A 26,114-nucleotide genomic window follows, 5' to 3' on the forward strand; every position below is an offset into this window, starting at 1 on the left:
CGACGGCCTCTAGTGCTTCGGCCGTCTCGGGGAGGATTCCGAGGTCTCGGAAAGTCGTAGTCAGGGTGCTGCCTCTTCTGTGAGACGCGACCCGAGGCGAACGCTGGGGGTCGTACCGCACCTGGGTACTCGGCCGGCCGTGGATTGGCCGGATGGCGCGGGACCACTGCCGTCGCTCGAGCGCTCGTGCCGCTGAGGGGGCCCCTCATCTGCAGGTCGTACGCAGCTGTGCGCACGGTCCGCGCGGAGGGCGGTCGGGGTCGGAGCCGATCGGGCCACCGACCGGGCATCCTCATGGGGCCTGTCCGGGACAGATCTCCCGGTCAAACACTGCGATGGCCCACCGAATACTCGGCAGGCGCATTACCACTGTACCCCGGAATCGCGCAGGTGTGTTGGACGAATTCGTCGGAACGGTGCGAGGGCACTGCCCGACCGGGCTCTTGAACGGTGCGCGAAGTGGGCTCTACGCCATGCGCCGAGCGGGCTATTGTGCGCTCCATGGAGACGTCTGACAACGCCATTGAGCCCAAGTCCACACCTGGGACCCCGACCGGTTCCGCGCCCGCGGAACTCACCGGGATCGCCGCCCAGGACTGGGCGACCGCCTCCGCCGACCCGAAGTACCGGGCCGCGGTCGTGGATCTGCTGGGAGCGCTCGCCTACGGCGAACTGGCGGCCTTCGAGCGGCTCGCCGAGGACGCCAAACTCGCGCCGACTCTGGACGACAAGGCGGAACTCGCGAAGATGGCCTCCGCCGAATTCCACCATTTCGAGAGGCTGCGCGACCGGCTCGGCGAAATTGACGCCGATCCGACGGGCGCGATGGATCCCTTTGCCACCGCGCTGGACGACTTCCACCGCCAGACCGCGCCATCGGATTGGCTGGAGGGCCTGGTCAAGGCATATGTGGGCGACTCGATCGCCAGCGACTTCTACCGCGAGGTGGCCGCGCGGCTGGACTCCGACACCCGCGGTCTGGTGCTCGCTGTGCTCGACGACACAGGGCACGGCAATTTCGCGGTCGAGAAGGTCAGGGCGGCGATCGAGGCCGAGCCGCGGGTCGGCGGGCGGCTCGCCCTCTGGGCGCGACGGCTGATGGGTGAGGCACTGTCGCAGGCGCAGCGCGTGGTCGCGGACCGGGACGCGCTCTCCACGATGCTCGTGGGCGGGGTCGCGGACGGCTTCGACCTGGCAGAGGTGGGCCGGATGTTCTCGCGGATCACCGAGGCGCACACGAAGCGGATGGCGGCCCTCGGACTGGCCGCCTGAGGCCGCCGCCGCTCCCGCGCCGCCGCCGTTCCCCGCTGCCGGGCTTCCGGGCTTCCGCGCCCGGCGGATCGGATCAGGAAGGCATTGGGCGGCGCAGGACCGCGCTCGACGGGCGGAGCAGCAGCGAGAGCAGGACCACCCCGACGGCGACCGCGCCGATCAGCGTCGCGACGACATGACCGGGGCCGAGCGCCGCGTGCGTGAGCATCGCGCCGAAGAGGGAGCCCAGGGACCCCGCGGCGAGCACGAGGCGGCGCGAGGGGAGCCGGTGGGGCAGCCGCTGGAGCGCGGCCCACGAAGCACCGAGTCCGAGCAGGACCGCACCGAGAGCTTCCAAGATCACCGCTGATCACCTCACCAAGCGCGCTGGCCGACTGGGTCGTAGCCCGTCTACCCGGAGTGCACACCGAGCAACCCTCCGCGACACCAGGAGACGACGAAAGGAGTGGCCCGGCGGAATCTTCCGCCGGGCCACTCCTGCTGTCGCTCTGTGGTGCCGTTGCGCCGATTCGAGCTAGAGCGCGCCGAAGCCCACCCGTCGGGTCGTCGGCTCGCCGATCTCCACGTACGCGATCCGTTCGGCCGGTACGAGCACCTTCCGCCCCTTCTCGTCCGTGAGGCTGAGCAGCTTCGCCTTGCCGGCGAGTGCGTCGCCCACGGCGCTCTCGACGTCCTCGGCGGACTGCGAGCTCTCCAGAACGATCTCGCGGGGCGTGTGCTGCACGCCGATCTTGACCTCCACCGCTATGTCCCTCCGAACGGTCGGTGCGTTGCGCGGTCAACCGCGCGGTACGCAGCACACATTAGCCCGGCGGGAAGGCGCTCAGGACGGTGGTGGGACACGCCCGCAGCGAACACGGACGACGAGGGCCGCCCGTTCGTCGGTGGACCGCTCCGGGCCCTCCGCCAGGCGCCGCGCGCCCGGTCAGGCGCCGGGGTGCTGCTCGCTGCCGTGCAGCGGGAACCCCGCGATGCCGCGCCAGGCGAGCGAGGTGAGAAGTTCCACGGCCTTGTCGCGCGGGATGACCGACTCGCTGGAGAGCCAGTAGCGCGCCACCACCTGGGAGACGCCGCCGAGCCCGACGGCCAGCATCATGGACTCCTCCTTGGAGAGGCCCGTGTCCGACGCGATCACGTCGGAGATCGCCTCCGCGCACTGGAGCGCCACCCGGTCGACGCGCTCACGCACGGCGGGCTCGTTCGTCAGGTCGGACTCGAAGACCAGCCGGAACGCGCCGCCCTCGTCCTCGACGTAGGCGAAGTACGCGTCCATCGTGGCCGCGACCCGGAGCTTGTTGTCGGTCGTCGAGGCCAGGGCCGTACGTACGGCCTGCAGCAGCGCCTCGCAGTGCTGGTCGAGAAGCGCCAGGTAGAGGTCCAGCTTCCCCGGGAAGTGCTGGTAGAGGACGGGCTTGCTGACCCCGGCCCGCTCCGCGATGTCGTCCATCGCCGCGGCGTGGTAACCCTGTGCGACGAAGACTTCCTGAGCCGCGCCCAGAAGCTGATTGCGTCGAGCGCGGCGGGGCAGGCGCGTGCCTCGCGGGCGCGCCGCCTCGGTCTGCTCTATGGCTGTCACGCCGCCTCCCAGAATCGTTCCGTGCGCGCTGTGCGCCGCCTTGCCATCGTACTTTTGGGTAACCCGGCTGTGCGTGGTCAGGTCGCAGAATTTCACGGACCGGACACTCACGGGAGCCGGTTGTCCGTCCGGCCGCGAGGGCGGCGACGGAGAAAAGTATCCAATGCTGACAAAAGGCGAACCCGGTCCTGAGTGGATGCTCAGCGGTAGTCGTCCTCGTCGAGAGAGACGATACGCGCCTGTTCGGCGGCGTCGGCCTCGTCGGCCTCCTCCGTACCGATGGGGGCCGGTGGATCGTCGTCCGACGGGCGCACGTCCCTGTGCTGCTCGGCGGCGTCGGCCTCCGGCGTCTCCTCGTCGAGTTCTTCGAGTTCACCGGAGTCCGCCCCGGCGGCCCGCTCTTCCTGGTCGATGCCGTCGTCGCTGTCGTTCGGGAATGTGTCCGGGTCGTTCGGGTCCGCCGGCATGGGGGCGCCCTTTCTTCTCCGGTCGTCTTCCGTGTGCCTTTCGCGAAACGAGACGAATACGTACGCGTACTTACGAGGGTAGGAGGTCCGTACCCGCGACGCTATGCGTCCTGTGACCGCGAACACGCGGACCCGCGTGTGATCGTCTCGTAACATTGCCGCATGTCTTCGACCGAGCTGCCGGAAACACTCGCCGCCGCCGTTCCGCGCGTGAGTGCCGTCAGGGTCGCCGACGGCGAGCGGCTGCGGTCGGTCGCGCTGCCGGGGCTGACCCTGAACGTGCGCTCACGGCCCCCCACGCGCCCCGGAGTGCCGCGCGCGCTGTACGTGCACGGCCTCGGCGGGTCCTCGCAGAACTGGTCCGACCTGATGCCGCTGCTGGCCGACGTGGTCGACGGCGAGGCGGTCGACCTGCCCGGCTTCGGGGACTCCCCGCCGCCCGAGGACCGCAACTACTCGATCACCGCCCACGCGCGTGCCGTCGTCCGGCTGCTCGACGCGGGCGGGCACGGCGCGGTGCATCTCTTCGGCAACTCCATGGGAGGCGCCGTCGCGACCCGGGTCGCCGCCGCCCGTCCCGACCTGGTGCGCACCCTCACCCTCGTGTCACCCGCGCTGCCCGAGATCCGCGTGCAGCGCAGCGCCGTGCCGACCGCCCTGCTGGCCCTGCCCGGTGTCGCCACGCTGTTCGGGCGGATGACCCGCGAGTGGTCGGCCGAGCAGCGCACCCGCGGGGTGATGGCCCTCTGTTACGGCGACCCGAGCAGGGTCTCGGAGGAAGGGCTGCGGCACGCGGTGGAGGAGATGGAGCGGCGGCAGGGTCTTCCGTACTTCTGGGAGGCGATGACCCGTTCCGCGCGGGGCATCGTCGACGCCTACACTCTCGGCGGACAGCAGGGGCTGTGGCGGCAGGCGGAGCGGGTCCTCGCGCCGACACTGCTGGTGTACGGAGGGCGGGATCAGCTTGTTTCGTACCGAATGGCACGAAAGGCGTCCGCCGCTTTCCGGGATTCGCGGCTCCTGACGCTTCCGGACGCCGGTCATGTTGCCATGATGGAGTACCCGGAAGTGGTCGCGGAGGCGGTGCGGAGCCTGATCGAGGAGTCGGACCGGGCGACGGATGAGACGAACGGGCGTCCCGGCCGTAATGACGGTAGGGACGGCGGCGTCTTCAGTGGCAGTGGCGCGAGCCGCGGCGACGGTGACTACGAAGGCGACAACGACAGTGGCGGGAGCTGATCCGGGGCGTGGGACGACACAGCCGTAAAGGCCCCGCGCCCAAGGCGTCCGACGGCAGGAAGCGCGCGCCCGCCGCGAGCGGGCCGCCGGCCGGCGAACGGGAGGCGCGGCCCACGCCGCCCCCAGGCGAGCGGGAACGGACGGCACCGCCGTACGGCACCCCCGCGCACGGCGTGCCGGTACGCGGCGGGCATCCCGAGCACCGTGAACAGGGCGGCGGCTGGGGCGGTCAACAGCGGTACGGGGACTGGCCGGCCGGCCGGCCGGGCCGGGGTGGTCAGGGTCAGCAGCGGCCTCCGTATCCGGAGGGCCCCGGGGGGCCCGCTCCGCAGCCGCAGGGGCCGGGAGGGCCGCGCAGGCAGCCGCGCACGGCGCCGACCGGCCAGCGCCAGGTCCCCGTCCCGGGACCGCGCCGTGAGTTCATCGACGCTTTCGACACACCGCCCTCTCCTTACGGAGGCGGCGGTGCCACGGGCTTCGACACCGACTCGGCGCAGTGGCGGCCGGATCCGTACGCCTCCGTCACCGACTGGGACGACGAGAGCAGCCGCCCCCGTGCCGCCTCCGCCGCCGACTCCGGCCGCGGCTCCGACCGGGACGACCCCGACGCCGCCCTGGACGCCGACGGCTCCAAGGAGCGGCCGGAGAAGGGCAATCTGGGCCGCACCCTCACCGGGATCGTCGCCGCGGCGGTGACCACGGTGCTCGTGGTCGTGGTGGCCGGTCAGGTCACCGACGGCGACGGACCGCGGGCCGACGCGCTGCCCTCCGGCGGGCTCGCCCGCGACGGCGACGAACCCGCCTCGCGCTCGGACGGCAGGGCGACCCCGCCGAAGGAGCCCGTGGCGAAGGTGCCGGCGCCGCCGCCCACCTACTCCCAGCTGATGGCCAGGCAGTTCCCGCTGGCCGCCGATCTGAACGGCTCGGGCGAGTTCGAGGCGGTGCCGGGACTGGCGAAGGCGCCAGGGGAGGGCCGTAAGGTCCGATACCGGATCGATGTCGAGAAGGGCATCGGGCTCGACCCGAAGCTGTTCGCCGACGCCGTACAGAAAACCCTGAACGACGACCGGAGTTGGGCCCACAACGGGGCAATGACCTTCGAGCGGATCGCCGGTGGCTCGCCCGACTTCGTGATCACGCTGGCCAGCCCCGGCACCACGGCCGAGTGGTGCGCCAAGTCCGGACTGGACACCACCGTCGACAACGTGTCCTGCGACTCCGCCTCCACCGACCGCGTGATGATCAACGCGTTTCGCTGGGCGCGGGGGGCCAAGACGTACGGCTCCAAGGCGATGCTCGCCTACCGGCAGATGCTGATCAACCATGAGATCGGGCACCGGCTCGGGTACGGCCACGTGAGCTGCCAGACACCGGGCGCGCTCGCGCCGGTGATGCAGCAGCAGACGAAGACGCTCGATCTCGGCGGCGTGAAGTGCAGGCCCAACCCCTGGGCGTTCCCGGGCAATTGAGGCGTCGGCCCTGGCTTGACGCACAGTGACCGGATGAGCCCTTACCGCGACGGAACGCTACCGCGGTGGGAAAGTTACGTGCATTCACCCCTTCTGGTGGTGCGACGGACAACCGTCCGTCGTTCCACCGTCATGTCCGCTTACGGTCGTCCCGCTGTGAGTCGCCGATCCAACGGCGGCTTCCCACAAGGGAGATCGGGGGTGTGCTCGTGCGGATCGGACTACTCACGGACGGTGGCTACCCGTACGCGACGGGTGAGTCCAGGCTCTGGTGCGACCGGCTCGTACGCGGGCTCGCGCAGCACGAGTTCGACATCTACGCGCTCAGCCGCAGCGCCCACCAGGAGGGCAGAGGCTGGATCCAGCTCCCGCCCTCCGTACTGCGGGTGCGCACCGCGTCCCTCTGGTCGGCGGAAGGCGACGGGAGGGCGTACGGACGGCGCGAACGACGACGCTTCGTGGGGCACTTCGGAGATCTGATCACCGCCGTCTGCGCCCCGGACGACGGCGCTTCCGGCGGCGGGAGCGCGGCCCAGAGCGCGCGCGGCGACGGCGCGCGCGACGCGAGCGCCTTCGCCGAAGGGCTGTACGGGCTCGCGGAACTGGCGCGCGACCATGGCGGCCTGTCCACGGCTCTGCGTTCGGAGGCCGCCCTCCGGATCCTGGAATCCGCCTGCCATACCCCCCGCGCACGCCGGAGCGTGCGCGGCGCCACCGTCTGCGACTACCTGGTCTTCGCCGACCAGTTGGAGCGGGCGCTGCGCCCGCTCTCCCTCGACTGGTACGACGACGAAGGCCTCGGGGCCGTCGATCTCTGTCACGCGACGACCGGCGGATCCGCCGCCCTGCCCGGACTTCTGGGCAAACGCTTCTTCGGCGCGCCGCTGCTGGTCACCGAGTACGGCGTCCAGCTCCGCGCCCACTATCTGGCCGCCGGACCCGGGGGTGACGCGCCCCTGCGCGCGCCGGTGCGCGCCCTGCTCGCGGCCTTCCAGGGCCTGCTCGCGGCCGAGGTCTACCGGCAGGCCACCGTCATCACCCCCGGCAACACGCACGCCAGACGGTGGCAGGAGCGCTGCGGCGCCGACCGCGCCAAACTGCGCACCGTCTACCCCGGCATGGAGACGGACCGCTTCTCCGCCCTGGGCGAAGGCTGTGAACGCGGTGGCGGCGGCGGTCGGGGCGGCGATGACGACGGAGACCCGAACACCCTCGTCTGGGTCGGGCGGATCGAGCCCGCCAAGGACCTCATCTCCCTGCTGCACGCCTTCGCCGACATCCGTAAGGAGGAGCCGGAGGCACGGCTGCGGATCATCGGAGCGGCGGCGCGGGGCGCGGAGGCGACGGCCTATCTCGCCCACTGCCGCGCGCTGGCTGCCCAGTTGTTCCCCGACGAGGCGGCCGACGCGCACGCCGTGGGCGACAACTGCGTCTCCTTCGAGGAGGTCGGCGGGCCGGGCGCCCCGGAGCTGGTCGACGCCTACGCGGCGGGCGGTGTGGTCGTCCTGTCCAGCATCGTCGAGGGCTTCCCGGTCAGCCTGGTCGAGGCGATGTTCTGCGGGCGCGCGACGGTCTCCACCGACGTCGGCGCGGTCGTCGAAGTCATCGGCGGTACGGGACTCGTCGTGCCCCCGCGCAATCCGCGGGCGCTCGCCGACGCCTGTGTCGCGCTGTTGCGCGACCCGGAGCGGCGGACACGGCTGGGCGCCGCCGCGCGGGCCCGCGCACTCGAACTCTTCACCGTCGAGCAGAACCTGGCGGCGTTCCGCCGCATCTACCTGGAGCTGATCTCGCACACCCCGGTCCGGCGCCCGGCCGAGACGGTGGACGCGCACGGCGAGCCGCTGCCGTTCGCCAACCCGGCGGAGGCGTACGTACCCGGCCACTGGACCGCCGGACAGGCGACGACCGTACCGATGCCGGCACCGCGGCAGCCGGCGCCCCCCGCGACGACGACCCTGCCGTCCCACCCCGCCTCCTCACCCGTGGCCGCGCGAGCGCCGCGTCCTACGGAGGCGGTCGGAGTGGGCGCCGGACAGGCCCTGGGGGAGAGCGATGTCTGACACGGGCACCCCCGACGGGGCGAGCACCCCCGTGCTCACGACGAGACTCGCGCGGCGTCCCGGCCCGGCCGACCCCGTCAAGACGCTGATGCACAGCCACCGCGAGCTGTGCGAGCACGCGGTCGACCCGCTGGAGATCGCGGCCGGACTGGAGGCGCACGGCGTCACCGACCGGGCAGCCGCCCGCTTCCGGCACCGGGACGTCTTCTCACTCGCCGAGGAGCTGTACGCGCGCGTGCCGCGCTCCGCCGACGGCGGCCGGGACACCGCGGAGGCGACCACACCCCACCCGGCGCGCTCCACCGATCCGCGCGCCGGGTGGGCGCTGCGCACCCTGCTCCCGGGCGCGGTGTGCGCCACGGCCGTCGTCGCCCTGCGTTACGCGGACGGCGCCGACAGCGCCGCCGGGGGGCTGCGGCCCGCGACAGGCCTGGTGGGGGGCGTCGCCCTCGCCGTCGCGCTGACCGTCGCCCTCCGGCGCGGCCCGCTGCGCGTCGAGGGCCACACGGCAGGCGTCTCCCGCCTGTGGGTGTGCTGGCTGCTGGCGTACGTGCTGTACGGCGACGTGCTGACGCACGCGACGGCCGGCGACGGGCCCCACGGGACGGACCCCCTGGCCCACGCCGCGGCGCCGCTCGTCGCCCTGGCGTTCGCCGTGGCCCCCGCCGCGTGGTGCGCCCATCTGCTGGCCGTACAGGCGCGGCGCAGGCTCGCCCACAGCCGATCGCTGGCCGAGTTCGCCTCCCGGACCCGGCCGGTGCTGCTCGGCCTGCTCGCGCTGTACGCCGTCGCGCTGGCCGTTCTCGCCGTCCTCGCCGAACTCGTCCTCGGCGGTGACCGGGGCGCGGGCACCGGCCACCCCGTCACGACCGTCGCCCTCGGCTGTCTGCTGCTCCTCGCCCGGCTGCTCACCGTCCACGGCTTCCCCGGGGCGGCGGCGACCGGCCTCGCCACCGCCTGCGCCGTCGAGGCGGCGGCCCTCCTTCTTACGACCGCGGGCCGCGTCCCCGGCTTCGCGTCCGTCTCCGCCCCCGTCCGGGCCCTCGTCGAGGCGTGGGGAGCCGGAGCCGTACCTGCCCTCGCCTGCGGCGCCGCCGCGCTCGGACTGCTGATCCACGCCACCGTCGCACTGTCCCGGGCCTCGGCCCACACGTGACCGGCGGCCACCGGCCTCCGGCGCACGCCCGTCCGGGCCGCTCGTCCGGACCCACCGACCTCCCGCGGAGCCGACGCCGCGGGCGTAACCCGAAGCACACGGCAACACCTCTAAGGAGACGACAGAACATGACCCCTCAACCCCCAGCACCGGCGCGTCGGAACCAAGGGGCGGCGCGATGAGGGTCCTGCTGCTCGGTGCCAACGGCTTCCTCGGGCGCTTCGTCGCCGACCGGCTGCTCGCCGACCCGGCCGTGCATCTGACCGCACTCGGCAGAGGCGACGACGCCGACGTACGGTTCGACCTCGCCGGAGGCAGTCCCGGAGCCCTCACCCGCTTCCTGGACGCCGTCCACCCCGGAGTCGTCATCAACTGCGCCGGCGCCACCCGGGGCGGCGCCCGCGATCTGACCCGGCACAACACCGTCGCCGTGGCGACGGTGTGCGAGGCGCTGCGTCGCAGCGGCTGCGGCGCCCGCCTCGTCCAGCTCGGCTGCTCCTCCGAGTACGGGCCCTCCCAGCCCGGCTCGTCCACCGCCGAGGACGCGGTGCCCCGGCCCGGCGGCCCGTACGGTGTGAGCAAGCTGGCCGCCAGTGAGCTGGTGCTCGGCGCCGGGCTCGACGCCGTCGTGCTCCGGGTCTTCTCACCCGTCGGGCCCGGCACGCCCGCGGGCTCTCCGCTCGGCCGGCTCGCCGAGGCGATGCGCCGCGCCATGCAGTCCGGTGACGGCGAGTTGAAGCTCGGCGGACTCGGCGTGCAGCGCGACTTCGTCGACGTACGCGACGTGGCGCGCGCCGTGCACGCCGCCTCGCTCTCCGCCGCACAGGGCGTCGTCAACATCGGTACGGGGCGCGCGGTCCGGCTCAGGGACGCCGCGGCGGTCCTCGCGAGGGTCGCCGGATACGGCGGCGCCCTGCACGAGCTGGACACTCCCACCGGTCCGCCCCGCCCCCCGCAGGGGCACGGCACGCTCGGCCCGCAGCGCGGCGAGCACCCGTCGGAGCAGCTGGGCGGCGGCGGCCCGTTCCCGTACCCCGACGGCTGCGGCGGCTGGCAGCAGGCCGATGTCCGCACCGCGCGCGACCGGCTCGGCTGGCGTCCCCGTATCAACCTGGAGGAGTCGCTCGCCGACATCTGGATGGAGGCGGCATGCCGCATCTGAGATCCGCCGACAGCAGCCCGTCGGCCACCGGCGCCGCCGGGCTCGGCTTCGGCATCCCCGGTTACGCCCATCCACTGCTCGCCCCGGTCGAGTGGGCCGAACTGACCCGCCCCGGAACGCCGTTGCACTGGGCCGTGCTGAACGTCGCGGACGGGCCGGGCAGTATGCCGGACCCGCACTGTCTGGAGGCCGCGGGCCGGCTCAGGAACGCGGGCGTGCGGGTGCTTGGGCATCTCGATCTCGCGTACGGCGCCCGGAGCTTCGGCGAGATCGTCAGCGACGCGCACGACTTCCACGACTGGTACCGCGTCGACGGCTTCTATCTGGACCGGTGTCCGGCGGAGGCCCCGTACCTCGCGGACGTCAGGCTCACGACGGCGACGCTGGACACGATCGTGCCCGGCGGGCATCTGGTCCTCGGCCACGGGACACATCCGTACCGCGGATACGCCGACATCGCCGACCAGTTGGTCACCTTCAGCGGACCGTGGACCGACTACCGGTGGTCACAGGTGGCCGAGTGGACGGCGGACCATCCGCCCGAGCGCTTCGTGCACCTCGTGCACGGTGTGCCCCGCAGCCATCTGGACGAGGCCATGCGGATCGCGCGCTGGCAGGGCGCGGGAACGATCTTCTTCACCGACCACGGCGATCACGACCAGCGAACCGGACAGAACAGCCCATTCGCGGCACTGCCCGGCTACTGGGACGAAATCGTCTCGCAGATCGGACCGGGTGTCTCGGAATGAGAAGGCGCGTGGCAGTGTTACCGGAGGAACAAACGTACTGACCAACCGACCAATCCCCTGTTGAGGTCCCTGTGTCGCTGCCACCCCTGGTCGAGCCCGCTGCCGAGCTCACCGTCGACGAGGTCCGCAGGTACTCCCGTCATCTGATCATCCCGGACGTCGGGATGGACGGGCAGAAGCGGCTGAAGAACGCGAAGGTGCTCGTCGTGGGCGCCGGCGGGCTCGGCTCGCCCGCGCTCATGTATCTGGCCGCGGCCGGTGTCGGAACGCTCGGCATCGTGGAGTTCGACGAGGTCGACGAGTCGAATCTCCAGCGGCAGATCATCCACAGCCAGGCGGACATCGGCCGCTCGAAGGCCGCGTCCGCACGTGACTCCGTCCTCGGCATCAACCCGCTGGTGAAGGTCGTCCTTCACGAGGAGCGGCTCGAGTCCGAGAACGTCATGGAGATCTTCTCCCAGTACGACCTGATCGTGGACGGCACGGACAACTTCGCCACCCGCTATCTGGTCAACGACGCGTGTGTGCTGCTGGGCAAGCCGTACGTATGGGGCTCGATCTACCGCTTCGACGGTCAGGCGAGCGTCTTCTGGTCCGAGCACGGTCCCTGCTACCGCTGCCTCTACCCGGAGCCGCCGCCGCCCGGCATGGTGCCGAGCTGCGCCGAGGGCGGCGTCCTCGGCGTGCTGTGCGCGTCGATCGGGTCCATCCAGGTCAACGAGGCGATCAAGCTCCTCGCGGGCATCGGCGAGCCGCTCCTCGGCCGTCTGATGATCTACGACGCGCTGGAGATGCAGTACCGCCAGGTCAAGGTCCGCAAGGACCCCGACTGCGCGGTCTGCGGTGAGAACCCGACCGTCACCGAACTCATCGACTACGAGGCCTTCTGCGGCGTCGTGTCCGAGGAGGCCCAGGTGGCGGCGGCCGGTTCGACGATCACTCCGAAGCAGCTCAAGGAGTGGCTCGACGACGGCGAGAACATCGAGCTCATCGATGTGCGGGAGCCGAACGAGTTCGAGATCGTCTCCATCCCGGGTGCCAGGCTGATCCCCAAGAACGAGTTCCTGATGGGGAACGCGCTCCAGGACCTGCCGCAGGACAAGAAGATCGTCTTGAACTGCAAGACGGGTGTCCGCAGTGCGGAAGTGCTGGCGGTGCTGAAGGCCGCGGGCTTCGCCGACGCCGTGCACGTCGGCGGCGGAGTGGTGGGCTGGGTCAACCAGATCGAGCCGGAGAAGCCGATCTACTGAACGAAGCGCGTACGTACAGCAGGAGGCCGGTCCACGAATCTCGTGGACCGGCCTCCCGCGTACGCGGGCGCGTAGGACGAGCCGTACGTATGCCCCGACGGGTCAATTCCGGCAGACGGTCCCGGCCTTCGGCACCTTGTTGTCCAGCAGATAGCCGTTGACGGCGTCCCGTACACACGCGTTGCCGCTGTTGTACGCGCCGTGTCCCTGGCCCTCGAACGTCAGCTCCACACCGACTCCCTTGCCGAGCGCCTTCACCATCGCCCGCGCGCCCTCGAACGGCGTGGCCGGGTCCCCGGTGTTGCCGATGACCAGGATCGGGGCCGAACCCGGCGCGCTGACATCGGGCCGGTCCGACTCGCCCGGCACCGGCCACTCCGAGCAGCCCAGCAGACCCCAGCCGAGGAACTCGCCGAAGACCGGGGACGCCTCGCGGAAATCGGGCAGCTTCGCCTTCGTCTGCGCGAGGGTGTAGCGCTCCTTGGAGTCCACGCAGTTGACCGCCGCGTTGGCCGCCTGGATGTTGCTGTACTGGCCCTTCTCGTTGCGCCCGTTCATCGCGTCCGACAGGACGAGCAGCAGGGCGCCGTTACCGCCGTCGGCCTCGTCCAGACCCTGTTCGAGCAGCGGCCAGAGCTCCTTCGAATAGAGCGCCTGGGCAATGCCGTTGGTGGCCTGTGTCTCGGTGAGCTTCCGGCTTCCCAGCCCGGTGATCGGCTTCTTGTCGAGCCGGTCGAGCAGCTTGACGACGAAGTTCTCGATCTCCTGCGGGTCGCTGCCCGGCAGTTGGCACGCGTCGCCGCGGCTCACGCAGTCCTTCGCGAAGTTGGTGAGGGCGAGCTGGAAGCCCTTCGCCTGGCCGAGCGATCCCTGTTCGGTGCCCTCGGTCGGGTCCACGACGGCGTCGAAGACGGCGTGGCCAACCGACTTCGGGAAGAGGTGGGCGTAGACGCCGCCCAGCTCGGTGCCGTACGAGATGCCGAAGTAGTCGAGCTTGTCGTCGCCGAGTACCTGGCGCATCAGGTCCATGTCGCGTGCGGCGTTGACGGTGCCGACATGCGGCAGCGCCTTGCCGGACTTCTGCTCGCAGCCGCTTGCGTACCACTTGAGGCCGCCGATGAACGACTTCTCCTCGGCACTGTCGTCCGGGGTCATGTCCTTCGCGTAGTACGCGTCGAGCTGCTTGTCGTCCTTGCACTCGACGGGGTCGCTTCGGCCGACCCCGCGCGGGTCGAAGCTGACCAGGTCGTAGCGGGTGCGCAGCTTCTCGTAGTCCTTGCCGAAGGAGGGCAGTGCGGTCACACCGGAGCCGCCGGGCCCGCCGAAGTTGAAGACCAGGGAGCCGATGCGCTTGTCCGGATCGCTCGTCTCGGCCCGGATGAGGGCCAGGTCGATCGTGTCGCCCTTGGGCTTCGCGTAGTCGAGCGGGGCGGCCATGGAGGCGCACTTCCACTTGGTGCCGCCGGGCAGCGGCGACGGAGCCGTACCGCCGCCCTCGGCCGCCGAGGGGGTCGGGCAGTCCTTCCAGTCCAGCTTCTGGGACGCCAGGTCGGCGGGCGGGGCGGTCTTGACGCTCTTGTCGGTCTTGCTCTGGCCGTCCTGGTCGCTGCGGCTGTTCTGCCCGGCCTGACCGCCGCTGTCGGAGCCGGAGCATCCGGCGGCGGCCAGCAGTGCGGCGACGGTGGCGGCTGTGACGGCGGTCAGCGCCCGGCGACGCCGCCGGGCTGGTGCGGTGGAGGCGGAGAAGGAGGGCATCGGCATCCCCCCATGGTGCGTCGTGCTCGGGAGCGGCGCGCGGCCCGGGGTCCAGCCGAGTGGTGGCACCGCTCCGGGGGACCCCTCGGAGGCAGCCGGGAGAGGGGTGTCAGAGGGCTCCCTTGCGCGTCAGGTGGTTGAAACAGATCCACCCGGGGAGCACCGGCAGCCACAGGGTCATCATCCGGTACAGCAGCACCGCCGGGGCCGCGACCTCCTTGGGAACACCCGTCGCGATCAGACCGATCGTCAGCGCGCCCTCGACGGCGCCCACACCGCCCGGCGTCGGCGCCGCCGACCCCAGCGCGTTGCCGGCGAGGAACACCACGGCGAGGCTCGCGTAGCTCAGCTGCTGATTCCCGTCGTCGAAGGCCCGGATCGACGCGTCCAGGCACATCACGAAGAGACCGGTCAGCAGCAGCATCCCGCCGATGCCGGTGACGAGCTTCATCGGCCGCTGGAGCACGTCCAGCATGCGCGGCACCACGCCCGCGAAGAGCGAGCGCAGGCGGGTCACCACGAACTTCCTGAGGAACGGGATCGCGGTGACGACCAGCACAAGTACGGCGACGGTCAGCAGACCCGCGATGACGGTTCTCGACGGGGTGAGCGAGGTCGTCTTCTCGGTACCGGTCAGATAGCCGAAGGCGAGCAGCAGCAGGATGTGCGCGCCGAGCCCGAACAGCTGCGAGGCGCCGACGCTGGCCACGGCGAGCCCCGGGCGTACGCCCGCGCGTTGCAGGAAGCGGGTGTTGAGCGCCACTCCGCCGACCGCCGCCGGGGCGACGATCTTGACGAAGGACCCGGCGACCTGCGCGACGACCGTCCGCAGGAAGCTCACCCGCTCCGGTACGAAGCCGAGCAGGCTCATCGCGGCGGCGAGATAGCTGAGGCTGGAGAACACGACGGCGGCGGCCACCCAGCCCCAGTGGGTGTGGCCGAAGACGTTGCCGAAGTCGATACCGGCGAGCTGCGTGAGCAGGAAGTAGGCGGCGATCGCACCGGCGATGAGGCTGACGAGGGTGCGCGGTCTGATGCGCTCCAGACGGACCGGTTCGACAGGCGCCTGCGGTCTGATCAGCAGGACCTGCCCGCGGATCTGGGAGAGCAGGTCCTCCTCGCGCACCTCGTCGAGCGCGTCGTCCATGGCCTTCTTCTCGGCCTGCTTCTCCGCGCGCAGCGACCGTCTGGCGGCCTTGCGCTCGGCGTCGGTGCTCGCCTCCGTCACCTCCGGCGTACGGGCGTGCCTGGCCGCCTCGGACGCCCGGAGCACCGCGTCACGCTCACGCTGGGACCGCTCACGGGCGAGCCGGCGCAGTGTCGTGCGCGTGGACCGGCTGAGCGCGATCGGTTGGAGCAGCGGCAGACAGTCGGCGACGGTGTCGGGGCCGAGGACGTCCACAGCGGTGGCCACCGCGCGTTCGGCGCCGATCCGCAGTCCGACGGTGGTGAGGAGCTGCGCGATGTCCATCCGCAGCACCACGTCGCCAGCGGCGATCTCGCCGCCGCGCAGATCCGTGACGATCACCTTGCCGTCCTGGTCGACCAGCAGCGCGTCGCCGGTGAGCCTGCGGTGGGCGATACGGCGTGACTGGAGCGCCTTGACCTGTTCCCAGGCGCCGCGCACCAGCTCGTCGGTGATCTCGTCGTCCGACAGCGAGTCCAGGGAACGGCCGCCCATGTGCTCGTACACCAGGATGACGGCGTCGGGACCGAGTTCGGAGGTGGCGATCAGCTTGGGGGCGTTGGCGCCGGCGGCGATGGCGGCGTACGCGAGGAGCGCTTCCTGTTCCAGGGCCTGGCGCAGGGAGGGGATCGAGCGGCGGGTGGTGATCGAGCGCAGGGTGAGCTGGCGCCAGACCCGGTAGAAGAAGCCCTGTGCCTGCTGTTCGCGATCGACGACCGTGACGTCCAGCGGTGGGCCCTCGTCGAGGGTCACCAGATAGCGGCGGCCCCGTTCGCCCTGCTCGGCCGTGTCGCTCGTGTCGTCCGGCTCGGCCCTCATCGCGCTGACGGGACGGAAACCCACATGGCGAAGACCCGCCATCAGTGTCTGGCCGGTGGGCCGGACGTTGGGTGAGCCGACGGTGTAGAGCGTGCCGTACGCGACGGTCCAGCCGATCAGCACGGTCAGGATGATCGAGAACGGTGTGGTGTACCCCGCGACCAGCATCGCGAAGGCGTCGAGCAGCAGCACCACCCACAGGACGACGCGCCAGCGGGGTCTGCGGGCCATCCCCACGGCGGTCATGTAGGCGATGACGGGCGCGAGATAGCCGTGTACGGGGTCGGTGAGCCCTTCGCCGGGCTGCGCGCGTGTGAGCGCGTCCTGGATGGATCCGGGCGCCGCGCGGGCCACCCAGAGGTCGGTGGCGAGCGTGACGCCGTGCGCGAGGACGGCGGCGAGTACGCCGTCGGCGATCCGCAGGCCGTCGCGTTTGATCAGCCGTTCGATCGCGAAGGCGACCGGGACGAGCAGCACGGCGATGCTGGAGATCAGACCGGCGACCTTGACGAGCAGGTCGGGGGCCTGGCCGGTGCCCTTGCTGATGTCCTGTTCGAGACCGGACGTGGTGCCGTGGGCGAAGGCGGAGAGGGCGATGACGACGGCGATGGCGAGGACGCCGATGAGCAGCCGCAGGAGGTCGGAGGGGCGGTGCACGCGGGCGGCGAGCAGCGGTTCGTCCCCGGAGAGCGGGTCGGCGTGGCTTCCCGGGGGGACGTTCTCCCCGTTCTGGCTCCTGCCGTCGTCGGTGTCCGGTTCGTCGCCGGCTCCGGAGCCTCTCTTCGCGGCGTGACTGCCGGCCTTGGCCCTGGGACCGCCGGCCCTGGCCCTGGGTTCCGTACCGCCGTCGGGGGCCTGTTCCGGGCGTGGTTCGGGGCGCGGTTCGGCGTCAGGGGTGCCTGCCACCGTCGGAGGCTGCACGCCCTGCTCCTTCGTCGAATCCGTGTCTTCTTGATCTCGTATCACCAGTCACCGCCCGGATGATGGTGGCACGCCAGGGTGACAGAGGGGGGTATCAGGGTGCATTGGGGAACGCCGCGTCGGCCCTCCCGCCGTCTGCGGACACGGCGCCGACAGTCCGCCCGGGCCGGGGTCGCGGACCGGGCGGACTGTCGGTGCCGTGGGGCAGGATGGGGCGGATGAGGAGCGACGAGCCCGACAAGCCCGACAAACCCGACGAGGCCTCCGGAGAGCTGCCCGAGTACGCGGAGCGGGTCCTCGACGTCGCCGACCTGATCCCGCCCGGCCGGGTGATGGCGTACGGCGACGTCGCCGAGTGGCTGGGCGAGGGCGGTCCCCGGCAGGTCGGCCGCGCGATGGCGCTGTACGGCGGGGCCGTGCCCTGGTGGCGCGTGGTCCGCTCGGACGGAGTGCTGCTGGCCGGTCATGAGCTGCGGGCCCTGGCTCACTACCGCGAGGAGGGCACCCCCTTGCGGGAGGCCTCGCGCGCTTCCGAAGGCCATCTCCCGCGCCTGGACATGAGACGGGCGCGATGGGACGGCCGGGCGCCGGAAACGGGCGCTGATACGGGCGATGCTGCTCACAACTGACAGCTTCCGACATTCCGCCCCGCGGCGGGAGATCCCGCGTGTCTGCTGAGGACCGTACGGATGAAGGGCCCCGGCGACCGCGTCGTCCACGGCACCCGCGACAGCCGGCAGATCATCGGGCGGACCCGCCGCATCCGCGCCACCCCTCGGCGTAGCCTCGTCAGCTCGCGGCACACGCACCCCAGAAAGCCCCGTCACCACCAGCACCCCCTCCAGGACCGGCGATCCACGTGAGCTCCTCCTCTTCCACCGGGCGTACCCCGCACCGTCGGGTACGGCAGCGGACCTCCGCTGCGTACCGACTGGTGCGTACACCGCCGGTCCCGGTGGATCCTCCTGTGCTGGACGCAGCACAGCGCCCGGTGGTTGACCACGACCGTGGACCGCTGCTCGTTCTCGCAGGTCCGGGCACGGGGAAGACGACCACGCTCGTCGAGAGCGTCGCCGCGCGGGTCGCGCGGGGCGTCGATCCGGAACGGATGCTCGTCCTCACCTTCAGCCGCAAGGCGGCGGTCGAACTGCGCGACCGTACGGCGGTCAGGCTGGGCGGTGCGCAGGGGCCGCAAGCGACCACGTTCCACTCATTCTGTTACGCGCTGATCCGCGCCCACCAGGAGGCCGACCTCTTCACCGAACCCCTACGACTGCTCTCCGGACCCGAGCAGGACGTCGCCGTACGGGAACTGCTCGCCGGCCAGCTCGCTCTGGAGCGTGAAGGACGCGCGCGCATCCGCTGGCCCGACGAGCTGCGGGCCTGCCTCACCACACGCGGCTTCGCCGACGAGGTGCGCGCGGTGCTCGCCCGCAGCCGGGAGCTGGGGCTCGGCCCGGACTCCCTGGGTGCCTTCGCGCGGCGTGGGGGCCGCCCCGACTGGACGGCCGCCGCCTCCTTCCTCGCCGAATACCTCGACGTCCTGGACATGCGGGGGGTGCTCGACTACGCCGAACTGGTCCACCGGGCCGTACTGCTCGCCGAGCGGCCGGAGGTCGCCGCGCGGCTGGCCGACCAGTACGACGCGGTGTTCGTCGACGAGTACCAGGACACGGACCCGTCGCAGGTCAGACTGCTCAGGGCGCTCGCCGGGAACGGCCGCACGCTCGTCGCGTTCGGCGACCCGGACCAGTCGATCTACGCGTTCCGGGGCGCCGACGTGAACGGCATCCTCGACTTCCCGGACACCTTCCCCCGGGCCGACGGCCGTCCGGCCCCGGTGCGCGTTCTGACGACCTCCCGGCGCTCGGGCGCGGGGCTGCTCGCCGCGACCCGGCTGCTGACCCGCCGGATGCCGCTCAACCGGCTGCCGGCCGAGAAGGTACGGGCACACCGCGAACCGGCGGCGGTCCGCGAGGGCGGCCGGGTCGAGACGTACACCTATCCGACGGCCTCCACGGAGCTGGAGAACGTCGCGGACATCCTGCGGCGCGCGCATCTTGAAGAGGGCGTGCCGTGGAGCGAGATGGCGGTGCTGGTACGGGCCGGAGGCCGGACCATACCGTCCGTACGGAGGGCCCTCACCTCGGCGGGCGTGCCGCTGGAGATCGACGGCGACGATGTGCCGCTGCGTCACGAACCGGCGGTGGCGCCGCTGCTGACGGCGTTGCGCGCGGTCGCGACGGCGGCGGTCCGGTCGGCGCAGCGCGCGGGGACCGAGACCGGCACCGAGACCGGCACCGAGACCGGCACCGAGATCGGGACCGGGCTCGGTGCCGGAGTCGAGGGTGACTGGCTCGACGTCGAGACCGCGCTCGCGTTGCTCACCTCGCCTCTCGGCGGCATGGACGCCGCAGACCTCCGCCGCCTCGGCCGGGCCCTGCGCGACGAGGAGCGGGCCGCCGGCAACCGCGTACCGCCCCCCTCCGACACTCTCCTGGCCCGCGCCCTCGCCGAACCGCAGCGCCTCGTCACGCACGACCCCGCCCACGCGCGCGGCGCCCAGCGCCTCGGCGCGCTCCTCTCCAAGGCCCGTGAGCTGCTGGCGGGCGGCGGCACCGCCGAGGAGGTGCTGTGGGAGTTGTGGGACGGCACCCCCTGGCCGGGCAGGCTTGAACGGTCGGCACTGCGCGGCGGCGCAGCGGGGCGTAACGCCGACCGGGACCTGGACGCCGTATGCGCGCTGTTCGACGCGGCGGCACGGGCCGAGGAACGGACCGGCGGGCGCGGCGCCCTCAACTTCCTTGAGGAGGTCGACGCGCAGGACATCGCCGCCGACACGCTCGGCGGCAGAGCCGTACGGCCCGACGCCGTCCGCCTCATGACCGCGCACCGTTCCAAGGGTCTGGAGTGGCGGCTCGTCGTCGTCGCGGGCGTGCAGGAGGGGCTCTGGCCCGACCTCCGGCGGCGCGGCTCTCTTCTGGAGGCGGACAGGATCGGGCGCGACGGCCTGGCGGAGCCCCTCACTCCCGGCGCCCTCCTTACGGAGGAGCGACGTCTCTTCTACGTGGCGGCGACACGCGCCCGCGAACGGCTCGTCGTCACCGCGGTCAAGGCGCCCGCCGACGACGGCGACCAGCCGTCCCGCTTCCTCACCGAACTGGGCGTCGAGCCCAGGGACGTCACCGGCCGCCCGCGCCGTCCGCTCGCCGTCGCGGCTCTCGTGGCCGAACTGCGCGCCACGACGGTCGACCCGCGTGCGACGCCCGTGCTGCGCGACGCCGCCGCCCGCCGGCTCGCCCGGCTCGCCGCCCTCAGCGACGAGGAGGGCCAGCCGCTCGTTCCCGCCGCGCACCCGCACCGCTGGTGGGGCCTGTACGAGCCCACGCACAGCGCCGTCCCCCTGCGCGACCGGGACCAGCCCGTCGCGCTCTCCGGCAGCGCGCTGGACCAGCTCGCCAACACCTGCTCGCTCCAGTGGTTCCTGGGGCGCGAGGTCAAGGCGGACGAACTGTCCACCGCCGCACAGGGCTTCGGCAACGTCGTCCATGTCCTGGCCGACGAGGTGGCCTCCGGCCGTACGCCCGCCGACCTCGCCGTCCTCATGGAGCGCCTCGACTCCGTGTGGGACGCGCTCGCCTTCGACGCGCCCTGGAAGTCCCAGCAGGAGAAGAAGCATGCGCGCGTGGCGCTGGAGCGTTTCCTGCGCTGGCACGTGATGGACCGCGCCGGGCGCACACCGGCGGCCACCGAGCACGCCTTCGACGTCACCCTTGAGGCGGGCGCGTACGAGGTACGGATCCGGGGCTCCATGGACCGCGTGGAGCGGGACGCCCAAGGGCGCGCCTATGTCGTCGACTTCAAGACCGGCAAGGCCGCTCCTACCAAAGAGGAGGTCGCGCACCACCCGCAGCTCGCCGTGTACCAGCTCGCGGTGGGGGAGGGCGCGGTGGACGACCTCTTCGACGGGCGCAGGCCGGAGGCGGGCGGCGCCGAACTCGTACAACTGCGGCAGGCGGCGGCCAAGAAGGAGGGCGGTGAGGAGCTGCCCAGGATCCAGGCGCAGGAGCCGCTCGCGGGGGAGTGGGTCGGCGACCTGCTCGCCACCGCGGCCGGGCGCGTACTGGACGAACGCTTCACACCGAGCACCGGCCGGCACTGCGAGCACTGTTCCTTCCGCGCGTCGTGCAGCGCGCGGCCGGAGGGGCAGCAGATCGTGGAGTGAGTGCCTCTCCCGGATGAATCCCCTCGTGCACATGCACCCTTCGCGACTCCTCACCCGTTCGGAACGGGAACGGCACCCGGGCACGGAGTACCAGACGTGCCAGATGTGCGAGGAGACAACAGATGACCGCGATCAAGCGGAAGTTCCTGATGCCGGCGCTGCTGAGCGCGATCACGGTGGCAGGTGTGGCGAGTTGTTCCACCGGCGGCGCCGGCAGCGGGGCGGAGAGCGCGGCCGAGAAGGAGGCGGCGGCCGCCGCGAAGCAGGTGGCGGCGCCGTCGACGGGAGCCGCGACCGGCGATCCCTTCGCGGGGATGAGCGCCGAACAGATCGCCCGTAAGGCCGTGAAGGCGACCAGGGGCGCGAAGTCCCTCCGGCTGACGGCGGAGGGTACGGAGAACGGCAGGCGCCTCAAGGTCGACTTCTCGCTGGACAGCAAGGGCACCTGCGCGGGGGGTCTGCGGCAGGACGACAGCGAGGCGGAGTTCGCCGTGGTGGACGGCGTCACGTACGTCAAGGGCGACGACGAGTTCTGGCGGGCGCTCGCCACCGGCGGGAACGACCCGAACTCGCAGAGCGCCGACCCCGGCCGCGCCGACGCACTGGTCCTGCTGCTCAAGGGCAAGTGGCTCAAGATCCCCGCGGGCGGGAACGCCCCCGCGCGGGCGCTGGGCGGCGCGTGCGACCTGGACGCGATGCTCGGCAATCTGAACACCGCCGACACCAAGGGCCTGACCAGAGGCAACGCGGCCGAGGTCGACGGCCGGAAGGCGGTGACGCTGGTGAAGCGGGACGCCGACAGGACGCGGACCACGTTCGTGGCGGCCGAGGGAGCGCCGTATCTGCTGAAGGCCGTCAGCGAGGGCGGCCGGGCCCCGAACACGGTCGTCTTCGGGGACTTCGGCGTGCCCGTCAAGGCCACCGTGCCGCCCGAGGGTGACGTCGTCGACCTGCGGGAGGTCCAGGGGGCGGCGAACCCGCCGGCCGGACTCTGAGGCCCCCGGGACCACCGACAACCCGTCCGGCGGGCGGTGCTGACGTCCCGGCACCCCCGTGAAGACGTACGGCACCCGCTGTCGTGGCGTCGGGCACTCGCCCTCGTGGCGTCGGGCGCCCGACGCCACGACGGTCGTGACGTCCGGTCTGTCCGGTCCGCCCGCCGTCTGCCTGTCAGTGGTCCCCGATAGCCTCTCTGAAGTGTCCGCACGTATCACCGACCCCGCGCAGCTCAACGAACTCCTCGGCATCCCGTTCACCCCGGAGCAGACGGCGTGCATCATCGCCCCGCCCGCACCGCAGGTGATCGTCGCCGGGGCGGGCTCGGGCAAGACGACGGTGATGGCGGCCCGCGTGGTGTGGCTGGTCGGCAGCGGCCAGGTCGCCCCCGAGCAGGTCCTCGGTCTCACCTTCACCAACAAGGCGGCGGGCGAGCTGGCCGAGCGGGTCCGCAAGGCGCTCGTACGGGCGGGGGTGACCGACCCCGATCTGCTCGACCCGGACAACCCCCCAGGAGAGCCGCGCATCTCCACGTACCACGCGTTCGCCGGACAGCTCCTCACCGATCACGGCCTGCGGATAGGGCTTGAGCCGACCGCCCGGCTGCTGGCCGACGCCACGCGTTACCAGCTCGCCGCGCGGGTGCTGAAGGAGGCCCCGGGCCCGTATCCCTCACTGACGCGATCGTTCCCCGCCCTGGTCGGCGATCTGCTGGCGCTCGACGCCGAGCTGGCCGAGCACCTCGTCCCGACCGGCGAACTCGCCTCCTACGACAGCGAGCTGCTGCGCACCCTCGAAGGCGTCCGGCTCAGCAACGCCGACCTGCGCAAGGTGCCCGAGACCGTCTCCGCCCGCCGTGAACTGCTCGATCTGGTGGGGCGCTACCGCGCCGCCAAGAGCGCGCGCGATCTGCTCGACTTCGGCGATCAGATCGCGCTCTCGGCCGAACTCGCCCTCACCCGGCCGGAGGTCGGCCGTATCCTGCGCGACGAGTTCCGCGTGGTGCTGCTCGACGAGTACCAGGACACGTCGGTCGCCCAACGCCTCCTTCTGTCGGGCCTCTTCGGCTCCGGCACCGGCCACGCGGTGACAGCCGTCGGCGACCCCTGCCAGGCGATCTACGGCTGGCGCGGCGCCTCCGTCGCCAACCTGGACGACTTCCCCTCCCACTTCCCGGGCGCGGACGGCACCCCGGCCGCCCGCTTCTCGCTCAGCGAGAACCGCCGCAGCGGTGGGCGGCTGCTCGATCTCGCCAACGGACTCGCGGCGCCCCTGCGCGCCATGCACGAGGGCGTGGAGGCCCTGCGGCCGGCACCCGGCGCCGAGCGCGACGGCATCGTGCGCTGCGCCCTCCTCCGTACCCATGCCGAGGAGCTGGACTGGCTCGCCGACTCCATCGCCCATCTGGTACGCACGGGCAAGGAGCCCGCCGAGATCGCGGTGCTGTGCCGCACCGCCGGCGACTTCGCGGAGATCCAGAGCGCGCTCGTCGCCCGTGATGTGCCGGTCGAGGTCGTCGGTCTCTCCGGGCTGCTCCACCTCCCCGAGGTCGCCGACCTCGTGGCGATGTGCGAGGTCCTTCAGGACCCCGGCGCCAACGCCTCCTTGGTACGGCTGCTCACCGGCCCCCGCTGGCGTATCGGCCCCCGCGATCTGGCGCTCCTCGGCCGCCGCGCCCGGCTGCTTGTGCACCGCGTGAACAGCTCGTCCCTCGACGAGACCGCCGACGCCGACGAACGGCTCGCGGCGGCGGTCGAGGGCACCGACCCGGCCGAGGTGATATCGCTCGCCGACGCGCTCGACACCTTCCTGGAGTCGGCCGGCGGGAAGGACGACGGCCTTCCCTTCTCGGTCGCCGCGCGCGTGCGTTTCGCCCGGCTCGCGGCCGAACTGCGTGATCTGCGGCGCTCGCTGGCCGACCCGCTGATGGACGTCCTGCACCGGGTGCTCGCCACCACCGGTCTGGAGGTCGAACTCGCCGCTTCGCCGCACGCCCTGGCCGCGCGACGACGCGAGACCCTGAACAACTTCCTCGACACGGCGGCCTCCTTCGCCGCGCTCGACGGGGACGCCACGCTCCTGGCGTTCCTCGCCTTCCTCAGGACGGCGGCGCAGTACGAGAAGGGTCTCGACAACGCCCTGCCCGGCGGCGAGAACACGGTGAAGGTCCTCACCGCGCACAAGTCCAAGGGACTTGAGTGGGACGTCGTGGCCGTCCCCGGCCTGGTCACCGGACAGTTCCCCAACAGCAGGGCGCGCGAGGCCTGGACGTCCCAGTCGAAGGTCCTGCCGCATGCCCTGCGCGGCGACGCCCCGACGCTCCCGGACGTGCCGGAGTGGGACGCCAAGGGCCTGAAGGCGTTCAAGGACGAGATGCGCGCGCACCAGCACACGGAGGAACTGCGCCTCGGCTACGTGACGTTCACCCGTCCGCGCTCCCTGCTGCTTGGCTCGGGTCACTGGTGGGGTCCGAGCCAGAAGCGCGTCCGTGGCCCTTCGGACTTCCTGGAGGCCCTGCACGACCACTGCGCGGCGGGCTTCGGCGAGATCGAGGTGTGGGCCGACGAGCCGCCGGAGACCGAGGAGAACCCGGCGCTGCTCGCGGCGGACAGGACGGAGGCGTGGCCGCTCCCGCTGGACCCGGACTCCCTGGCCCGGCGCCGTACGGCGGCGGACACGGTCCTGGCGCACATGGACGCGTCGACCGCGACGCCCTGGGCGGGCGGGACGCCGTACGACGAGCCGGTTTCTTCTGAGGACGCGCCACCTCCGGAGGAGGACGCGCCACCTCCGCCGGAGGACGCGCCGCCGCCGGAGGACGCGTACGACGACCTGGACGAGCCCGACGGCCCGGAGTGGGAGCACGACGACCTCGCGGACTGGGACACCTGGGAGCCGGGACACGACAACCCGGAGCACTTGGAGGACCCGGAGCGCTTGGAGCATCCGGCGGACGCCGCGCGCCCGGCGCATCTGCCCGCCCCGCGCCCCCCGGCCGACGGGTCCCCGGTGCCCGGAGGCGTCGGGTCTCCGGAGCGCCTCACCCCCGAGGAGACCCGTACCCTCGCCTCCTGGGACCGGGACCTCGACGCCCTCTCCGGTGAGTTGCTGCGTGCCCGCGCACGCGTCCGTGACGTTCCCGTACCGCCGTCGCTCTCGGCCTCACAACTCCTGCGCCTCGCCGCCGACCCCGACGGCTTCGCCCAGGAGCTGGCCCGCCCCATGCCCCGCCCGCCGCACCGCGCCGCGCGCCGCGGCACCCGCTTCCACGCCTGGGTGGAGTCGCGGTTCGACGAGCTGCCGCTCCCGATGCTCGGCCCCGACGAGCTGCCGGGCGGCGCCGACGACGAGCCGGAGATCGCGGACGAACGCGACCTCACGGCCCTCAAGGACGCCTTCGACCGCACCCCGTACGCCCGGCGTACGCCGTACCGCGTCGAGGTGCCCTTCCAGCTCACCCTCGCCGGCCGCGTCGTGCGCGGCCGTATCGACGCCGTGTACCGGGACGTCGATCCGGTGACGGAGACCGTCACGTACGAGATCGTCGACTGGAAGACCGGCCGGGGCCGTACGGCGGACCTGCTCCAGCTCGCGGTCTACCGTCTGGCCTGGGCCGAGCAGCACGGCCTCCCCCCGGACGCGGTCACGGCCACCTTCCTCTACGTAAGAAGCGGCGAGGCCGTACGACCCGAGGGCCTGCCCGGCAGGACCGAACTGGAACGCCTCCTCCTCGACGGAGACGACCACCCGCCGCAGGCGCGTCCCGAACAGCGAACGGCAGACGAGACAACCCCCGGAGCCGGATAGGC

At 72.1% G+C, this 26,114-nt stretch carries 18 protein-coding genes; 12 read left to right on the forward strand and 6 right to left on the reverse strand.

What is annotated here, in order from left to right; genetic code table 11:
- Window positions 1-501 precede the first annotated feature (501 nt).
- Window positions 502-1,272, forward strand: coding sequence for a ferritin-like fold-containing protein (locus IEY79_RS34145; RefSeq protein WP_229701361.1), 771 nt, complete (start codon window positions 502-504; stop codon window positions 1,270-1,272).
- 73 nt (window positions 1,273-1,345) lie between these two features.
- Here IEY79_RS34145 and IEY79_RS34150 read toward each other — a convergent pair whose 3' ends face one another.
- The 4 genes from IEY79_RS34150 to IEY79_RS34165 all read right to left on the reverse strand — a co-directional run bounded on the left by IEY79_RS34150 (window position 1,346) and on the right by IEY79_RS34165 (window position 3,315).
- A complete protein-coding gene (locus tag IEY79_RS34150) occupies window positions 1,346-1,615 on the reverse strand; it encodes a hypothetical protein (RefSeq protein WP_189111546.1) in 270 nt (89 codons plus the stop codon).
- 171 nt (window positions 1,616-1,786) lie between these two features.
- Entirely contained in the window at window positions 1,787-2,014 is a 228-nt protein-coding gene (locus IEY79_RS34155; RefSeq protein WP_189111547.1) for a DUF3107 domain-containing protein, read from the reverse strand.
- Window positions 2,015-2,197: 183 nt separating this feature from the next.
- Entirely contained in the window at window positions 2,198-2,848 is a 651-nt protein-coding gene (locus tag IEY79_RS34160; protein WP_189111548.1) for a TetR/AcrR family transcriptional regulator, read from the reverse strand.
- A gap of 200 nt (window positions 2,849-3,048) precedes the next feature.
- The gene (locus IEY79_RS34165) at window positions 3,049-3,315 is read right to left on the reverse strand and encodes an Rv3202a family protein (protein WP_189111549.1); all 267 of its coding nucleotides are present in this window, start codon (window positions 3,313-3,315) and stop codon (window positions 3,049-3,051) included.
- A gap of 162 nt (window positions 3,316-3,477) precedes the next feature.
- Here IEY79_RS34165 and IEY79_RS34170 point away from each other — a divergent pair, with 162 nt between their 5' ends.
- The 7 genes from IEY79_RS34170 (at window position 3,478) to moeZ (ending at window position 12,403) form a co-directional block, all read left to right on the forward strand.
- Window positions 3,478-4,554, forward strand: coding sequence for an alpha/beta fold hydrolase (locus IEY79_RS34170; RefSeq protein ID WP_189111550.1), 1,077 nt, complete (start codon window positions 3,478-3,480; stop codon window positions 4,552-4,554).
- Between the two features lie 8 nt (window positions 4,555-4,562).
- Window positions 4,563-6,023 (forward strand): DUF3152 domain-containing protein, encoded by a 1,461-nt coding sequence (locus IEY79_RS34175; RefSeq protein WP_189111551.1) that lies wholly within the window; start codon window positions 4,563-4,565, stop codon window positions 6,021-6,023.
- Between the two features lie 209 nt (window positions 6,024-6,232).
- Window positions 6,233-8,086 (forward strand): DUF3492 domain-containing protein, encoded by a 1,854-nt coding sequence (locus IEY79_RS34180; protein WP_189111552.1) that lies wholly within the window; start codon window positions 6,233-6,235, stop codon window positions 8,084-8,086.
- Window positions 8,079-9,242 carry a hypothetical protein gene (locus IEY79_RS34185; protein ID WP_189111553.1) on the forward strand — a complete coding sequence of 388 codons (1,164 nt, stop codon included), beginning with the start codon at window positions 8,079-8,081 and terminating at the stop codon, window positions 9,240-9,242. Before IEY79_RS34180 ends, IEY79_RS34185 begins: the two co-directional genes overlap by 8 nt.
- Window positions 9,243-9,420: 178 nt before the next feature.
- Complete coding sequence (locus IEY79_RS34190) at window positions 9,421-10,404, forward strand: SDR family oxidoreductase (RefSeq protein WP_189111554.1); 984 nt, start codon at window positions 9,421-9,423, stop codon at window positions 10,402-10,404.
- On the forward strand, window positions 10,392-11,153 hold the full coding sequence (locus IEY79_RS34195) for a spherulation-specific family 4 protein (protein WP_189111555.1): 762 nt from the start codon (window positions 10,392-10,394) through the stop codon (window positions 11,151-11,153). The genes IEY79_RS34190 and IEY79_RS34195 overlap by 13 nt, the downstream gene beginning before the upstream one ends.
- A 71-nt stretch (window positions 11,154-11,224) precedes the next feature.
- On the forward strand, window positions 11,225-12,403 hold the full coding sequence (gene moeZ / locus IEY79_RS34200; RefSeq protein ID WP_189111556.1) for an adenylyltransferase/sulfurtransferase MoeZ: 1,179 nt from the start codon (window positions 11,225-11,227) through the stop codon (window positions 12,401-12,403).
- A gap of 102 nt (window positions 12,404-12,505) precedes the next feature.
- On the opposite strand, the gene IEY79_RS34205 is transcribed toward moeZ, so the two are convergent.
- Together IEY79_RS34205 and IEY79_RS34210 are read right to left on the reverse strand one after the other, a co-directional pair.
- The gene (locus IEY79_RS34205; protein ID WP_189111571.1) at window positions 12,506-14,158 is read right to left on the reverse strand and encodes an alpha/beta hydrolase; all 1,653 of its coding nucleotides are present in this window, start codon (window positions 14,156-14,158) and stop codon (window positions 12,506-12,508) included.
- Between the two features lie 109 nt (window positions 14,159-14,267).
- Window positions 14,268-17,084 (reverse strand): lysylphosphatidylglycerol synthase domain-containing protein, encoded by a 2,817-nt coding sequence (locus IEY79_RS34210; protein WP_189111557.1) that lies wholly within the window; start codon window positions 17,082-17,084, stop codon window positions 14,268-14,270.
- Window positions 17,085-17,302: 218 nt separating this feature from the next.
- Here IEY79_RS34210 and IEY79_RS34215 point away from each other — a divergent pair, with 218 nt between their 5' ends.
- From IEY79_RS34215 to IEY79_RS34230, 4 genes are all read left to right on the forward strand, one after another.
- Complete coding sequence (locus IEY79_RS34215) at window positions 17,303-17,713, forward strand: MGMT family protein (RefSeq protein ID WP_308426712.1); 411 nt, start codon at window positions 17,303-17,305, stop codon at window positions 17,711-17,713.
- 230 nt (window positions 17,714-17,943) lie between these two features.
- Window positions 17,944-21,309, forward strand: coding sequence for an ATP-dependent helicase (locus IEY79_RS34220; RefSeq protein ID WP_189111558.1), 3,366 nt, complete (start codon window positions 17,944-17,946; stop codon window positions 21,307-21,309).
- A 122-nt stretch (window positions 21,310-21,431) separates the two neighbouring features.
- Window positions 21,432-22,304 (forward strand): hypothetical protein, encoded by an 873-nt coding sequence (locus IEY79_RS34225; RefSeq protein WP_189111559.1) that lies wholly within the window; start codon window positions 21,432-21,434, stop codon window positions 22,302-22,304.
- Between the two features lie 202 nt (window positions 22,305-22,506).
- Window positions 22,507-26,112: an ATP-dependent helicase gene (locus tag IEY79_RS34230; protein WP_189111560.1), complete on the forward strand. Its 3,606-nt coding sequence runs from the start codon at window positions 22,507-22,509 to the stop codon at window positions 26,110-26,112.
- Window positions 26,113-26,114 lie beyond the last annotated feature (2 nt).

Source organism: Streptomyces camponoticapitis (genome assembly GCF_014646115.1).
Classification (GTDB): domain Bacteria; phylum Actinomycetota; class Actinomycetes; order Streptomycetales; family Streptomycetaceae; genus Streptomyces; species Streptomyces camponoticapitis.

Coding starts and splice junctions, on each gene's coding strand:
- IEY79_RS34145 (WP_229701361.1), top strand. CDS start 502: ATGGAGACGTCTGACAACGCCATTGAGCCCAAGTCCACACCTGGGACC.
- IEY79_RS34165 (WP_189111549.1), bottom strand. CDS start 3,315: ATGCCGGCGGACCCGAACGACCCGGACACATTCCCGAACGACAGCGAC.
- IEY79_RS34170 (WP_189111550.1), top strand. CDS start 3,478: ATGTCTTCGACCGAGCTGCCGGAAACACTCGCCGCCGCCGTTCCGCGC.
- IEY79_RS34185 (WP_189111553.1), top strand. CDS start 8,079: ATGTCTGACACGGGCACCCCCGACGGGGCGAGCACCCCCGTGCTCACG.
- IEY79_RS34190 (WP_189111554.1), top strand. CDS start 9,421: ATGAGGGTCCTGCTGCTCGGTGCCAACGGCTTCCTCGGGCGCTTCGTC.
- IEY79_RS34195 (WP_189111555.1), top strand. CDS start 10,392: ATGCCGCATCTGAGATCCGCCGACAGCAGCCCGTCGGCCACCGGCGCC.
- IEY79_RS34205 (WP_189111571.1), bottom strand. CDS start 14,158: ATGCCCTCCTTCTCCGCCTCCACCGCACCAGCCCGGCGGCGTCGCCGG.
- IEY79_RS34215 (WP_308426712.1), top strand. CDS start 17,303: ATGAGGAGCGACGAGCCCGACAAGCCCGACAAACCCGACGAGGCCTCC.
- IEY79_RS34225 (WP_189111559.1), top strand. CDS start 21,432: ATGACCGCGATCAAGCGGAAGTTCCTGATGCCGGCGCTGCTGAGCGCG.